General features: G+C 32.5%; 14 protein-coding genes. 11 read left to right on the top strand and 3 right to left on the bottom strand.

The features are described 5' to 3' along the window. Window positions 1–154 precede the first annotated feature (154 nt). Both LQ686_RS00755 and LQ686_RS00750 read left to right on the top strand, forming a co-directional pair. A complete protein-coding gene (locus LQ686_RS00755; protein WP_103361111.1) occupies window positions 155–1,087 on the top strand; it encodes an ABC transporter substrate-binding protein in 933 nt (310 codons plus the stop codon). A gap of 177 nt (window positions 1,088–1,264) precedes the next feature. After that, window positions 1,265–1,681, top strand: coding sequence for a type II toxin-antitoxin system HicB family antitoxin (locus LQ686_RS00750; RefSeq protein ID WP_107565181.1), 417 nt, complete (start codon window positions 1,265–1,267; stop codon window positions 1,679–1,681). Window positions 1,682–1,751: 70 nt separating this feature from the next. Here the strand turns inward: LQ686_RS00750 and LQ686_RS00745 are convergent, their stop codons facing one another. Beyond that, window positions 1,752–3,260 (bottom strand): sodium:solute symporter family protein, encoded by a 1,509-nt coding sequence (locus LQ686_RS00745; RefSeq protein WP_119594071.1) that lies wholly within the window; start codon window positions 3,258–3,260, stop codon window positions 1,752–1,754. A 30-nt stretch (window positions 3,261–3,290) separates the two neighbouring features. After that, window positions 3,291–4,160 (bottom strand): N-acetylneuraminate lyase, encoded by an 870-nt coding sequence (locus LQ686_RS00740; RefSeq protein ID WP_107596420.1) that lies wholly within the window; start codon window positions 4,158–4,160, stop codon window positions 3,291–3,293. 149 nt (window positions 4,161–4,309) lie between these two features. On the opposite strand from LQ686_RS00740, the gene LQ686_RS00735 reads away from it, so the two are divergent. From LQ686_RS00735 to LQ686_RS00715, 5 genes are all read left to right on the top strand, one after another. Beyond that, the gene (locus tag LQ686_RS00735) at window positions 4,310–4,993 is read left to right on the top strand and encodes a FadR/GntR family transcriptional regulator (protein WP_103361113.1); all 684 of its coding nucleotides are present in this window, start codon (window positions 4,310–4,312) and stop codon (window positions 4,991–4,993) included. After that, the gene (locus LQ686_RS00730; protein ID WP_232339603.1) at window positions 4,966–5,631 is read left to right on the top strand and encodes a FadR/GntR family transcriptional regulator; all 666 of its coding nucleotides are present in this window, start codon (window positions 4,966–4,968) and stop codon (window positions 5,629–5,631) included. The genes LQ686_RS00735 and LQ686_RS00730 overlap by 28 nt, the downstream gene beginning before the upstream one ends. Window positions 5,632–5,640: 9 nt before the next feature. After that, window positions 5,641–6,495 carry an ROK family protein gene (locus tag LQ686_RS00725; protein ID WP_103361114.1) on the top strand — a complete coding sequence of 285 codons (855 nt, stop codon included), beginning with the start codon at window positions 5,641–5,643 and terminating at the stop codon, window positions 6,493–6,495. Between the two features lie 76 nt (window positions 6,496–6,571). Then, window positions 6,572–7,123 (top strand): biotin transporter BioY, encoded by a 552-nt coding sequence (locus tag LQ686_RS00720; protein WP_119475076.1) that lies wholly within the window; start codon window positions 6,572–6,574, stop codon window positions 7,121–7,123. A 14-nt stretch (window positions 7,124–7,137) separates the two neighbouring features. Next, window positions 7,138–7,884 carry a GNAT family N-acetyltransferase gene (locus LQ686_RS00715; RefSeq protein ID WP_103361116.1) on the top strand — a complete coding sequence of 249 codons (747 nt, stop codon included), beginning with the start codon at window positions 7,138–7,140 and terminating at the stop codon, window positions 7,882–7,884. Window positions 7,885–7,929: 45 nt separating this feature from the next. On the opposite strand, the gene fdhD is transcribed toward LQ686_RS00715, so the two are convergent. Then, window positions 7,930–8,724 (bottom strand): formate dehydrogenase accessory sulfurtransferase FdhD, encoded by a 795-nt coding sequence (gene fdhD, locus LQ686_RS00710; protein WP_103360731.1) that lies wholly within the window; start codon window positions 8,722–8,724, stop codon window positions 7,930–7,932. A 134-nt stretch (window positions 8,725–8,858) separates the two neighbouring features. Between fdhD and LQ686_RS00705 the strand changes: the two genes are divergently transcribed. From LQ686_RS00705 to LQ686_RS00690, 4 genes are all read left to right on the top strand, one after another. Further along, complete coding sequence (locus tag LQ686_RS00705; protein WP_239733107.1) at window positions 8,859–11,219, top strand: FdhF/YdeP family oxidoreductase; 2,361 nt, start codon at window positions 8,859–8,861, stop codon at window positions 11,217–11,219. Window positions 11,220–11,379: 160 nt separating this feature from the next. Then, window positions 11,380–12,147, top strand: a complete 768-nt coding sequence (gene modA, locus LQ686_RS00700; protein ID WP_119475078.1) for a molybdate ABC transporter substrate-binding protein — start codon at window positions 11,380–11,382, stop codon at window positions 12,145–12,147. An 11-nt stretch (window positions 12,148–12,158) separates the two neighbouring features. Further along, window positions 12,159–12,827 (top strand): molybdate ABC transporter permease subunit, encoded by a 669-nt coding sequence (gene modB, locus LQ686_RS00695; RefSeq protein ID WP_103360729.1) that lies wholly within the window; start codon window positions 12,159–12,161, stop codon window positions 12,825–12,827. Window positions 12,828–12,833: 6 nt separating this feature from the next. Beyond that, window positions 12,834–13,433, top strand: coding sequence for an ATP-binding cassette domain-containing protein (locus LQ686_RS00690; RefSeq protein ID WP_103360728.1), 600 nt, complete (start codon window positions 12,834–12,836; stop codon window positions 13,431–13,433). The last annotated feature ends 191 nt before the right edge of the window (window positions 13,434–13,624 follow it).

Below are 13,624 nucleotides of genomic sequence, written 5' to 3'. Positions count from 1 at the left end.
CGGTATTTTTTTGTTGTATTTGCATACATCATTATTATTGTAAAATAGAATAAAAAAGTTATATAAATTTAAAAATTCTATTGCTATATACATTGAAGGGTTATATAATAGACAAAGATGAAAATGAGAGTCATTATCAATTGGGAGGATAATTATGAAGAAACTTTTAGTGCTTATTATGGCTTTAGCATTAGTTGTTGCTGCTTGTGTCAATAAATCTGATGAGAAAGAGAGCAACAGTAAAACAAAATCAAGTAAAGATACAGTAAGTTATAAATTAGACGACGGTAAAAAAATAGATATCCCGAAAAACCCTAAACGTATTGTTGTATTAGCACCATCTTACGTTGGTGGCTTATTACACTTAGGTGTTAAACCTGTGGGTGTACCAGCTTCTACAGATCAAACACCAATACTTAAAGATAGAATTAAAGGTATTGAAAAAGTTAGTGAAGACAACGTTGAACAAGTAGCTAAATTAAAACCAGACTTAATCATTACATATAACGCAGATAAAAACTTAAAGAAATATGAGAAAATCGCTCCAACAATTCCTTACGACTATGCAAAACACAATTACTTAGACATGCAAGTAGAATTAGGTAAATTAGTTGGTAAAGAAGATAAAGCAAAAAAATGGGTAGAAAAATGGAAGAAAGAAACTTCTAAAGACGGGAAAGAAATTAGAGATAAAATCGGCGAAGATACTACAGTATCAGTTATTGAAGCATTCCAAAAAGACATCTATACTTACGGTGAAAACTGGGGTAGAGGAACAGAAGTATTATACCAAGCATTCGGTTTAGCAATGCCAGAAAGCATTGAAAAAGATGTTAAAAAAGACGGTTGGAAAAAAATCTCTCAAGAAGAAATTGAAAAATATTCAGGAGATTACTTATTCTTACCAGTAACAAAAGGACAAGCAAAACCAGAATTCACTAAAACTGAATCATGGAAATCAATTCCAGCAGTTAAAAATGACAAAGTCATCGAAATTGATGCACAAACATTCTGGTATAACGATCCATATTCATTAGAAATGCAACGTAAATACTTAAAAGATGAAATTCTTAAAAAAGCTGAATAATCAATAGCAAATGCTATAACACCGATTCTCATTATCAGAATATAAAAAGCAGGGACGTAAGTCTCTGCTTTTTTATTGTCTTAAAAATTTACATATGTTTAAACATATGTTTTAGTGGTGATGTAATATAAGTAAAAATGAGATAACAATAGAAGTAATATAATAGGAGTGGATGATATGAAATACCATTTTTATGCCTTAATAGAAAAAGAAGATAAATTTTACAATGTTTCATTTCCTGATTTGCCTGGTGCTAATACTTTTGGTGAAAATATAGAGGATGCTATTGATATGGCTTCTGATGCTCTAGGAGGTCATTTATTAGTAATGGAGGATGACCATGATTATATTCCTAATCCTACTAACTATCATGATCTTGCAAGAAATTTAAAAAGTCAGCAACAACTTCAGCTAGTTAAAGTAGACACAAATATTGTGAGGTTACGTGAAGAGAATAAGACGGTCAATAAAATGGTAACTCTCCCAAAATATATGGTAGAGTTAGGCAAAAAAAAGAAAATTAACTTTAGTCAGACTTTACAACGTGCACTTAGAAAGGAATTAGAATTAGGGGAAGTTCATAAAGAAGATTAACAAAGATTATACATTATGCAACAAAAATAAAAAGCAGGGACGCCGATGTCCCTGCTTTTTATATAGTTCATTATTTTGTTTCTTTCACGTATTGATCGTTAATTGTATGAATGGTTAAGCCTACGATATTCTTGTTGTGTTTCGCGAATGGTAAGCTTGCTAAGTAACCTACAATAAATGCGATAAAGAAACCGATAACGGATACTGTAAATGGTGTGATATCTGTTTTTCCTACAAAGTAAGAAACGATTGCTGCGACGATTAGTCCGATGATAACACCATAAGTATTGGCTTTTTTAGTAAATATACCTACTGCAAACACGCCGGCAATTGGTACACCGAATAGTCCTGTTACAAGTAAGAATAAATCCCATGTTTCGTTTGTTTTTTGATTAATTAAGTATAATGATGCCAACGTACTGAAGACACCTGCAAGAATAATGATGATTCTTGCTAATAATACATCATTTTTCGTGTTATTTGTTTTAGAAAATCTTTGTTTTAAATCGACAACCACACATGCTGAAATTGAGTTCAAGCTTGAAGAAATTGTTGATTGTGCTGCTGCAAATATAGCAGCGATTAATAATCCGCCAACAAATGGTGGAATTTGTGTCAGTATGAAATAAGGTACGATAGCTGAAGTATTAAATCCTTCTGGTAAAGATGTAACATTATTATAGAAGGAATACAACACAGTTCCCATTCCGTAGAAGATAGGGATTGTAATAAATGCTAATAAACCGTTAGTCCATAATGATTTGTTTGTTGATGATATTGAACCAGTTGTTTGATAACGTTGAACGATATCTTGGCTGGCAGTGTATTGATGTAAGTTATTAAAGATAGAACCAATAAATATAATTGGAATTGCAGCGGCAGCAGTACCGAATTTCCAGTTATCCATTGAGAAAAACTTTTTATCTTGTACAGCTTCATTTAACACTGTACCGAAGTTCCCATCAATTTGGAAAGCACCTAAGAAGATAACGGCAACAGCACCACCTAATAAGATAATACCTTGAATAACGTCGCTCCAAATAACCCCTTCTATACCGCCCATAAACGTATAGATAACACATAATAATCCAACTAATGCTGCGATTAAATATGGGTTAATATCTGAAACGGAAGTGATTGCTAATGTTGGTAAATAAATAACAATCGCGACACGACCAATATGGAATAATGTAAATGCTAGAGATCCAATAACACGCATTGTGATACCAAATCGTTCTTCCAAATATTCATAAGCAGTTGTTACATCAAGCTTTCTGAAGAATGGAATATAGAAATAAATCAGTAATGGAATAATCGCGATAATGGCGATATTTCCTGCTGCATAAGACCAGTCTGTATTAAATGCTCTTTCTGGTGTTCCCATATAAGTAATCGCACTTAAAGTTGTCGCATAGATTGAGAATCCAACCGCCCATGCAGGGACTCTACCTTTTGCTTTGAAGAACGCGTCTGTATCTTGACCAGCTCTTTTTGTAAAATATACACCTACTAATAACGTTGCAATTAAATATAAAATTAATGCAATCCAGTTTCCTGTACCAAATCCTACTTCATTCATAATATGACATCCCCTTTGTACATCAAATAATTATAAATTGTATTTAGAAACAAGTTCTTTAACTTTTTGGAGTGATGCTTCATCTAATGGCGCGAGTGGTCGTTTAGTTGTACCACCCTCAATACCATTTTCATTTAGTACAGCTTTCAAAGTAGGGTAAATACCTAAAGCTAATACTTGCTCAATAATATCGTTTGTTTCATGTTGAATTTCATATGCTTGTTCAATATTGCCTTCTTTAGCTAAATTAAAGATTTGTCTAGCGCGTTGTCCATTGATGTTATAAGTTGAACCAATCGCACCATCTACACCTGACACAGCAGCTTGAATAAGCATTTCATCAAAGCCAGAAAGTATTAATTTGTCTGGGAATGCTTTTCTAATTCTTTCTAATAAGTAGAAGTCAGCAGCAGTATATTTAATACCGATGATTTTTTCATTTTCGAAAAGTTCTTCAAATTGTTGTATAGATAAGTTAACACCAGTTAATGCTGGAATTGAATAAATGATCATTTCATTTCCAGTAGCTTCAATGATGGCATTGTAGTAATACTTAATCTCTTCGAATTTGAATGGGTAATAAAATGGTGTTACAGCTGATAACGCGTCATAACCTAATTCTGTAGCAAATTTACCTAATTCAATTGATTCGTTTAAATCTAATGCACCAACTTGTGCGATTAATTTAGCGTCTGATCCTACTTCGTCTTTAACAATTTCAAAGACTTTCTTCTTCTGTTCAGTATTCATTAAGAAATTTTCACCAGAACTACCATTTACATATAAACCATCTACTTGTTGTTTATCGATATTTTGGCGAATGATTTGTCTTAAACCTGATTCTAAAATATTGCCTTCCTCATCAAATGGTACGAGTAATGCAGAATATAATCCTTTCATTTAAAAAACTCCTTTATATTTATTAATTGATAATATTGTCAGACCAATTTATAATCACATTGTAAGCGAATACATATTCTTCTGTCAATCGTTTTATTATTTGATACATCACTTATGATAAAATAAATAATTAAGAGGAGGTAGGTAAAATGATGAAACGAACATCACTCGTTGATGTGGCTGTTGAAAAATTAAAAGAATATATAGCAGAACATCAATTTGATAATGGAGATAAACTACCTTCAGAGAAAATGCTTGTGGAACAATTGGGGGTGAGTCGCACTGTTGTGAGAGAAGCGATTAGTCGCTTGCAGCAAAGTGGTCTCATTCAAGTTAAATCAGGAAGTGGCATGTTTATTACAGAGAAGAATAAACATTTATCAATGCTTTTTGAGTCACATATGAAAGTGCATGGTTTTAAAATTAAAGAATTACTGGAAGTGCGTAAAATATTAGAACTTGGTGCGATACGTCTTTTAATAGAAAATAAAATCGTGATTGATGCAAAAAAACTAAGAGATTTGAATGATATTTATTATGAGTCTTTCAACAAATCTCAAAAATTCGCGCACTATGATTCAGCCTTTCATGAAACGATTATTATCTTTACTGAAAATCAAACATTAATCACGATGAGTAAAGTTATTAAAGAGTATTTTGATAAGAACCAGTTTAATCAAATTGTTGATAAAGAAGATATAGAAAAATCTTACAAAGAACATGCTGATTTAATAGAAGCAATTGAGAAACAAAATTTAACTTTAGCACATGACATTATTAATAAACATCTGTCTAGAGTCGTTGAGTGGATAGAAGAATTGGAGCAAAAATGATGGGTAAATTAGATAAGATTGAAGTCCAAAGTTTGAAGTCGCAAGTATTACAAGAAATTAAACAATATATTTTGGATAAAGGCATGACAGAAGGGGATCGCTTACCGACAGAACGTGCTTTTACTGAAATGTATGGCGTGAGTCGTTCAGTTGTAAGAGAAGCTTTGAGTTATCTCGAACATACAGGTGTGATCGAAACGGTTCAAGGAAGAGGAACGGTAATCAAAGCACCGGATATCTCTAGTTTAGTTGAAGGATTTCTATTTAGTTTTCAAGTCGCAAATGGTTCGAAAAATGATTTACTGTCATTGAGAATTATTTTTGAATGTGCAGCTATTGAAGAAATCGTTAAATTGGATAAGGATATCAGTGATTTAAAAGCAATTGTAAATGAAGATGTTATCAATCATTATGAGAATGATAAAGCATTTCATCAAACGTTATTAAGTACTACAGGAAATGTATTATTTGAACAATTAAGCTCTGTTATTCAGTCTTACTTCTATCATATTGAAGAAGAGGGGAAAGAAATTAATTATATTCAAACGAATGAAATGCATAAGAAAATTATCGAAGCAATTGCCAACAAAGATGTGCAATTAGCTAAAGAACTTATGACCACACATTTGTCTATTTAGGAGGATATTATGAAAATTGCAATTGATATAGGTGGCACATTTATTAAAGCTGGCGCAATTGATGACCACCACACAATACATAGTTATCAAAAAATTGAAACACCACATAATAAAGATGGTGGTATTGTTGAAGCGGTTAAAGGCATCGTTGAATCATATACAAAAGAATTTAACTTAAATAAACCTGAAGTTGGTATTTCTACAGCAGGTGTCGTTGATTCACATAAAGGTGAAATTACATATGCTGGCCCTACCATACCATATTATAATGGTACAAATTTTAAGCAATCATTAGCACATATTGCTGGTAAAGTAGCGGTTAATAATGATGTATCATGCGCGTTACTTGGGGAATTGTTAACGTTTGATAGAGAAGTTCAATCGATATTTTTAATGACGATTGGTACGGGTATTGGTGGCGCATATTATGAAAATCAATTATTAGAAGGTAAAAAGTATAGAGCATGTGAAATAGGCTATTTACTTTATGACAAAGAAACGAATACAACATATGAAGATAGAGGATCTACGACAGCTTTAAAAAGACTAATTAGTGCCAATTATAAAGAAGATATGCAAGTTGAGAAATTATTTGATTTGGCGTATCAAAATGATGAAAAAGCTCAAGACATCCTTAATCAATGGGCTAATCATGTTGCAGAAGGTATTGCGCAGGTTCAAATTATGTTTGATCCAGAAATAATACTTATTGGCGGAGGTATTTCTAAACAAGAAGAAAGACTCCTATCATTGATTGAACCATTTATCGATGATTATTTACCAACTGATTATGGTCATGCCAAAATTGAAGTCACTTCAAAGGGAAATGATTCAGCTCTATATGGTGCTATTTCATGTTTATAAAATAATTGTTAACCTACAATTTACATTGGTTAACAATGTGGTATAATATCGTTATCTTATATTAGGAGTGAAAAATTTGAAAACTAAAGATATCGTTATTATAGCAATGTTTACTTCTTTTATTTCTGTATTAGCATTTATACCACCAATTCCATTACCGTTTATGCCGGTGCCAATCGTTCTACAAAATATTGGTATCATATTAGCGGGATGTTTATTAGGATATAAAAGAGGTACATTAAGTGTAATTATCTTCTTATTACTTGTTGCAACAGGATTGCCATTATTATCAGGTGGTAGAGGCGGATTAGGTGTATTCTTTGGTCCATCTGCTGGTTATTTATTCGGCTACCCAGTTGTTGCATTTTTAATTGGATTCTTTATAGATAGAAAGTGGAAAGATCTCTCGTTTACATATGCGTTAACAATTAATATTGTCATTGGGGTTCTATTCCTTAATTTAATTGGCGGATTTGTGATGGGTGAGTTTATGAATATTTCAATCGCTAAAAGATACATATTAGCAGCAACGTTTTTACCAGGTGATATTGTTAAAGCAATATTAGCAACTATGTTATTATTTAGCTTGAAGAACGTACCCGAAATAAAACGATTAAGAAATACTTAACGAGGTGAATAACGATGGTTTCATTTAAAGATATAGAAACAGATGGAAAGGTTTTGACTGAAACAAATAGGTTTATACATTATCAAACATTGGATAAACGTATTCAGTATGATTCTAACAAAATTGTGTATAAAGAAATGCCAGACATAGATACGTTTAAAGCAGATGAAGCAATGTTGAAAGAAATCCATGAAAAAAATAATCAGCCTTTTCTTAAATTTGTCTTTCCTGAAAATGAAACAATCGATATTGAATTAAGAGAATATTTAAAATTTCAAGGTTATGAAACAGGTTGGTTAGAATTATATATCAATGCTGAGAAGAACTTTGAAAGTGAAGCCAATCAAGACATTGAAGTTGTTCTAACGAATGAGGATAATATTGTTGATTTCTTGAACGTATCATATGAACAAGATGAAGCATATGGCAAAGATTATGCAGACCTTAAAGTTGAATTAAATAAAAAACAATTACATAGTGATAATCCGATTCAAGTATTATCTTATTATAAAGGTAAGCCTGCAGGTATGTTGCTTATATGGATGAATGAGAAATATGTAGAATTAGATAGCTTTGGTGTTCGAAAAATATATAGAAGGTTAGGTATAGGAACGAAAATGCAAGCCTTTGTAGCAGAAATCGCTAAAGATAAACCGATAATACTTGTAGCAGACGGTGAAGATACAGCTAAAGATATGTATAAAAGACAAGGTTATATTTACAGTGGATTTCAATTTGAAACGTTAAAAGAATACAAATAAAAACAGGTTGAGACAGCAATGCTGTCTCAACCTGTTTATTTATTATTATGATTGGTTTTGTATTCTATAAGCGTGGCTATATACATTAAAGCTGCCATCTCTTATAAAGCCAACTGCCGTTATATTTAAATCATGTGCTAATCCGATTGCTAAGTTAGTTGGTGCTGATTTAGACAAGATGATGCCGACACCAATTTTAGATGCTTTGATTAATATTTCCGAGGAAATTCTTCCACTGAAGATGAGTGCTTTATTTCTGATTGTAATGTCATGTTCTATACAATAGCCATATAATTTGTCTAGTGCGTTATGTCTACCTATATCGGATCGATGTAAATAGAAGCCATCTCCATCACTTATGGCAGCATTATGCAAACCGCCTGTTTCTTTGAAAATTTTACTTTCTTCATGTAGTTTATCCATCATAGTTATGATTTGTTGAGGTGTAATGTTTATTCTAGATTGTGACACTTTAGCTGTTACGGCATCGTTATTAAAATAGAAAGCTCTACTTTTACCACAACACGAAGAAATCATGCGTTGTGTATTCTTTTTGAAATTGACATCAATCTCTTTAGTGAGTTCTACATGTGCAAAACCTTTAGAATCGTCTATTGAAATAGATTTAATTTCAGGTTTCTTCTTAATAACACCTTCAGATGCAATAAAGCCGAGCACGAGTTCTTCTAAATCTTTAGGTGAACAAACGATTGTTGCAAACTCTTCTCCGTTTATAATAATCGTAATAGGAAATTCTGTTACGTAGCTATCCGTTGTCTCAATAAATTGATCATTTTTGTATTTTAATATTGGCAGATTGTAAGTCATATTTTGCTTCATAATGATTCCCCATTTAAATAATTGTTTAATAGTTTTATTTTACTTTGTAAACTACCAATAATAAAGTGAAAGCACTTTCAAAATATATTGTGATTTCATATAATAAATGTAAGTGAAATCATGGAGGGGTAAATATGGGTAAGACTAAACATCAAGGTCCTATGAAGAAAGATTTAAAGCCAGCACCAGAATTTTGGGTAAGTCCAATACCTTTTGGACTAGGTAAGGTAAAGCCTAAACATATAAGAGATACAATGAAAATTGTTTGGGATAATAAAGATAATTTAAATTACGCTAAAAATATTATCACTAAAGGTGTCTGTGATGGGTGTGCATTAGGTGTATCTGGATTAAGCGATCAAACTTTAACCGGTCCTCACATGTGTACAACACGATTTAATGTTTTAAGACTCAATACAATGCCAGAAATAAAACCAGAAATTTTACATCAAGATATAGATGAATTGAGAAAATATAATAGCACAGAATTAAGGCAATTAGGTCGTATTCCTTATCCAATGATGAGACGAAAAGGTGATCGTAAGTTTATACGTATTTCATGGGAAGAAGCGATGCAAACAATAGCACAAAAAATGAAATCATTGAATCCGAGAAATTATGCATTTTATTTAACTTCAAGAGGGATTACGAATGAATCATACTATGTTGCAAGTAAAGTCGCGAGATATTTAGGTGCTAACAATATCGATAATGCTTCTAGAATATGTCATTCATCTAGTAAAACAGCGATGAAACGTTCAGTAGGTGTTGGTGCTTCAACGGCGAATTACCAAGACTGGATAGGTACGAATGTGTTGCTTTTTTGGGGAAGTGTAGCTTCTAATGCTTCGCCTGTTTCAACTAAATATATGCTTGAAGCAAAGAAAAAAGGAACAAAAATCATCGTTATCAATCCATATAAAGAACCGGCAATGGATAAATATTGGATTCCATCTGTGGCAGAATCAGCATTATTTGGTACGAATGTTGCAGACGAATTCTACCAAGTTAATATCGGTGGTGACATTGCATTTATGCACGGTATTATGAAACACTGGTTTGAAATGGAAGAACAAGCATACGGTTCTGCAATTAACCATAAGTTTGTTGAGGAACATGTTACAAACTATGAAGAACTTAAAGAAACAGTCGAGAAGCAGTCTTGGGAAGAGATTGAACAATCAAGTGGTATTTCTAAAGATCAAATTTACAAATTAGCACTAGAACTTGCCAATGCCCAAAATGCTGTATTTGCCTGGGCGCTAGGACTAACGATGCATGAGTTTGCGACGGATAATATTTCTCAAGTATGTAATTTAGCATTATTAAGAGGTTTCTTAGGTAGAAAGCATAGTGGTCTAATGCCGTTTAGAGGACATTCTAGTGTGCAAGGTACTGGAGAAATGGGCTGTGATCCATTTGTATTACCAGGCGGTGCTTTTGATGGAGAAAATAAAAAGCGTATTGAGAAGTTATGGGGATTTGATATTGCGGATTGGCAAGGTGATACGGTTGGTGTAACGTTAGAAAATATTATGTTACCAGATGATCATGAGCGTAAAATTAAATGCTATTACATGTCCGGTGGGAATTTCTTAGAAACAATGCCTGACCCAACATTTATACAAAAAGCTTTAGAAAATCTAGAACTTAGAGTACATCAAGATATTATTTTGAATACGTCTACTTTAGTTGATGCGAAAGAAACGGTTATTGTTTTACCTGCGAAGACACGATATGAGCAAGATGGTGGTGGCACGTCTACTTCGACAGAACGCATGGTTTACTATTCACCAGTAATTGAAGGAAATCAAAATAGAATAAAAGAAGCAAGATCAGAGTGGCAAATATATATTGATTTAGCTAAGCGTGTTAAACCTGAACAAGCACATTTAATTGACTTTAAAGATGGTCAGTCTATAAGAGAAGAGATTGCTAAAGCAAATCCGGATTATGATGGTATCCAACATTTAAGAAATCAAGGAGATGTCTTCCAGTGGGGTGGTGCTTGGCTATGTGAAGATGGTATTTGTCCAACTGAAGATGGTAAAGGTCATTTAATCAGTGTAGACATTCCAGACTTAAACAGACAACCTGATGATTTCATGTTGACGACAAGAAGAGGTAAACAATTTAACTCAATGGTATATGGCGATTATGAATCCTTTAACCATGGTGGAAGATATGATGTATTAATGAACAAAGAAGATGCTGATAGATTAAGCATTCCTGAAGGTGAAGGTGTTGTATTGCATAATGGTTTCGGCGTATTCCAAGGTGTCGCTAAATATGTAGATATTTTAAAAGGAAACATTGAAGTCTATTTCCCTGAAGGCAACTATTTATTACCTAGAGGTAGATACGAGAAGTACGCTAAGATTCCTGATTACAACATAACAGTCAAAGTAGAAAAAGCGGACAGATTTAACGCTAAAAAAGATAGAGACTATTATGAAAAACCAATTAAAGATTTAGAAGAAATACCGATGCAATAATAGATAGGGAGTATCCTCAACTAAATAAGGATATTCCCTATCATTACATATTTCACTATACTTTAAGAATAATTTGTGAAAAATGTACTTGAGCCTTACAATAGTATAAATAAAGGTGTAAATTAAGTTTGTACATATCTAAAAAGGAAGGAAAGAAGTCATGAAAAGATTTTTAACATTAGTCTTTGCTTTGTTACTTGTATTAGCTGGTTGTAGCACAGAATCTAACCAAGATAAAGCTAAAAAAGAAACTGAAAGTAAGACGTTAACAGTATCAGCAGCAGCGAGTTTGACAGATGTTTCTAAAGCACTAGAAAAAGAATTTAAGAAGAAGCATCCGAATACGAATATTAAATTCAATTACGGTGGTTCAGGTAGTTTACGTAAACAAGTAGAAGCTGGTGCAGATGTAGACGTATTAATGTCTGCAAACACTTCTGATGTTGATAAATTACAAGATAGTAAAAAAGTTAAAGAAGTTTATGATTACGCTAAAAATAAATTAATTATCATTAAATACGAAAACTCTAGCATCAAAAATATTAAAGATGTTAGTTCGCCTAACAAAGTCGCAATTGGTGAAGAAAAAAGTGTACCAGCAGGTCGTTACGCTGTAGAATATTTGAAAAAAGAAAATCTATATAACGGCATGACAAGTACATTTGTTTTCGCAAAAGATGTTAAACAAGTATTAAACTATGTTCAAAAAGAAAATGCAGAAGCAGGATTTGTATACGCAACAGATATGTATAAAGGTAAAGATAAAAAAGTCGATAACGTCGTTAAATTAGCGGATGCACCTTTAGATCATCCAATTACTTATAGAGCTGGTCTTGTTACTGACAAGAAAGAAGCTAAAGAATGGTTTGAATTCTTAAAATCAAAAGAAGCTAAAGAAATTCTTAAAGAATATCACTTTGAAGGATAGGAGATAAAGCTATGCCAGACATAACACCACTATGGATATCAATTAAAGTAACAACTATCAGTACTATCATTGTTTGTATCCTAGGTATTATTCTGGCAAAGCTGATGCTCAATTATAAAGGCAAATTAAGACCTGTAGTTGAGAGCATTATTATGATACCGATTGTATTACCACCGACAGTTATGGGTTTTATACTCCTTATTGTCTTTGGTAAGAATAAGTTTTTCGGTCAATTTTTATCGGATGTATTGCATATCAATGTGATTTTTACGTGGGTAGGTGCAGTAATAGCAGCGATTATTGTAAGTTTACCGCTTATGTATCAACATGTAATGAATGGATTTCAATCTATTAATCCAAAGATGCTTAACTCAGCAAGAACGATGGGCGCTAGTGAAGGTAAAATTTTTAGAACTATTATTTTACCGTTATCTAAACGTTCCATTTTCTCTGGTGTTGTAATGAGTTTTGCTAGAGGATTAGGAGAATTTGGTGCAACGCTCATGATTGCTGGCTATATTCCTGGTTTAACGAACACATTGCCATTAGAAATTTATTTCTTAGTGCAAGCAGGTGAGGAACACAAAGCGTGGTTATGGGTTATTGTACTCATCGCATTTGCAATTTGTGTGATAAGCTCGCTTAATATATTAAATCAAAAGAATCATAAATGGGAGTAGATATGGATGATTGATATATCAATTAAAAAGTTAATTAAAGACAGAATGATATCATTAAATATCCAAGCTGACACTCCGAAAATTTATGCCATCGTTGGGCGATCAGGTATAGGTAAATCCACATTATTAAACATTATTGCAGGTCTTATTGAAGCGGAAACTTGCAGAATAGAAATTAATCAAAAAGTGCTCAGTGATCAAAAGCATGTGATTAAAGTGCAAGATAGAAATATTGGCTATCTGTTTCAAGATTATCAACTTTTTCCGCATAAGACAGTTCATGAAAATATTCATTACATGATTGAGCCTAATAAAGAGACAGAGCAATTGATTAAACATTTACGTATAGAAAATTGTTTAAATCAATATCCATCTACGTTATCTGGTGGAGAGTCACAAAGAGTTGCATTATGTAGAGTATTAAGTGTTAAACCTAACTTATTACTTTTAGATGAACCATTTTCAAGTTTAGATGATGAAACAAAAGACGAAGGTATGGCATTAGTAAAGTCCATTTTCAAGACTTGGCAAATACCGATCATACTTGTCTCTCATTCTAAAAAAGAAGTTCAAATTTTAGCAGATGAAGTTATCGAAATTAGTTAACAGTTCATTGTAAGGTGAAAAATAAATAATATGTCTGAAGCCTCAAACAAAGATAAACACTTTGTTTGAGGCTTTTTTGTGCAAATAAAAGAATGTAGGGAATTCGTCATGTTGTATAGGTAATCCCCTAATACATAAACATTGTGAAAAAAATTACAATTGATATAGATAATTAAGGGCAAATAATAGGA

Origin of the sequence: Mammaliicoccus sp. J-M41, assembly GCF_022385935.1 — a bacterium.
Taxonomy (GTDB): Bacteria; Bacillota; Bacilli; order Staphylococcales; family Staphylococcaceae; genus Mammaliicoccus; species Mammaliicoccus sciuri_A.
The sequence above is the reverse complement of the archived record's forward strand: the minus strand, read 5'-3'. Positions and strand labels throughout refer to the sequence as shown.

Coding starts and splice junctions, on each gene's coding strand:
- LQ686_RS00755 (WP_103361111.1), top strand. CDS start 155: ATGAAGAAACTTTTAGTGCTTATTATGGCTTTAGCATTAGTTGTTGCT.
- LQ686_RS00750 (WP_107565181.1), top strand. CDS start 1,265: ATGAAATACCATTTTTATGCCTTAATAGAAAAAGAAGATAAATTTTAC.
- LQ686_RS00745 (WP_119594071.1), bottom strand. CDS start 3,260: ATGAATGAAGTAGGATTTGGTACAGGAAACTGGATTGCATTAATTTTA.
- LQ686_RS00740 (WP_107596420.1), bottom strand. CDS start 4,160: ATGAAAGGATTATATTCTGCATTACTCGTACCATTTGATGAGGAAGGC.
- LQ686_RS00735 (WP_103361113.1), top strand. CDS start 4,310: ATGATGAAACGAACATCACTCGTTGATGTGGCTGTTGAAAAATTAAAA.
- LQ686_RS00725 (WP_103361114.1), top strand. CDS start 5,641: ATGAAAATTGCAATTGATATAGGTGGCACATTTATTAAAGCTGGCGCA.
- LQ686_RS00715 (WP_103361116.1), top strand. CDS start 7,138: ATGGTTTCATTTAAAGATATAGAAACAGATGGAAAGGTTTTGACTGAA.
- fdhD (WP_103360731.1), bottom strand. CDS start 8,724: ATGAAGCAAAATATGACTTACAATCTGCCAATATTAAAATACAAAAAT.
- LQ686_RS00705 (WP_239733107.1), top strand. CDS start 8,859: ATGGGTAAGACTAAACATCAAGGTCCTATGAAGAAAGATTTAAAGCCA.
- modA (WP_119475078.1), top strand. CDS start 11,380: ATGAAAAGATTTTTAACATTAGTCTTTGCTTTGTTACTTGTATTAGCT.
- modB (WP_103360729.1), top strand. CDS start 12,159: ATGCCAGACATAACACCACTATGGATATCAATTAAAGTAACAACTATC.
- LQ686_RS00690 (WP_103360728.1), top strand. CDS start 12,834: ATGATTGATATATCAATTAAAAAGTTAATTAAAGACAGAATGATATCA.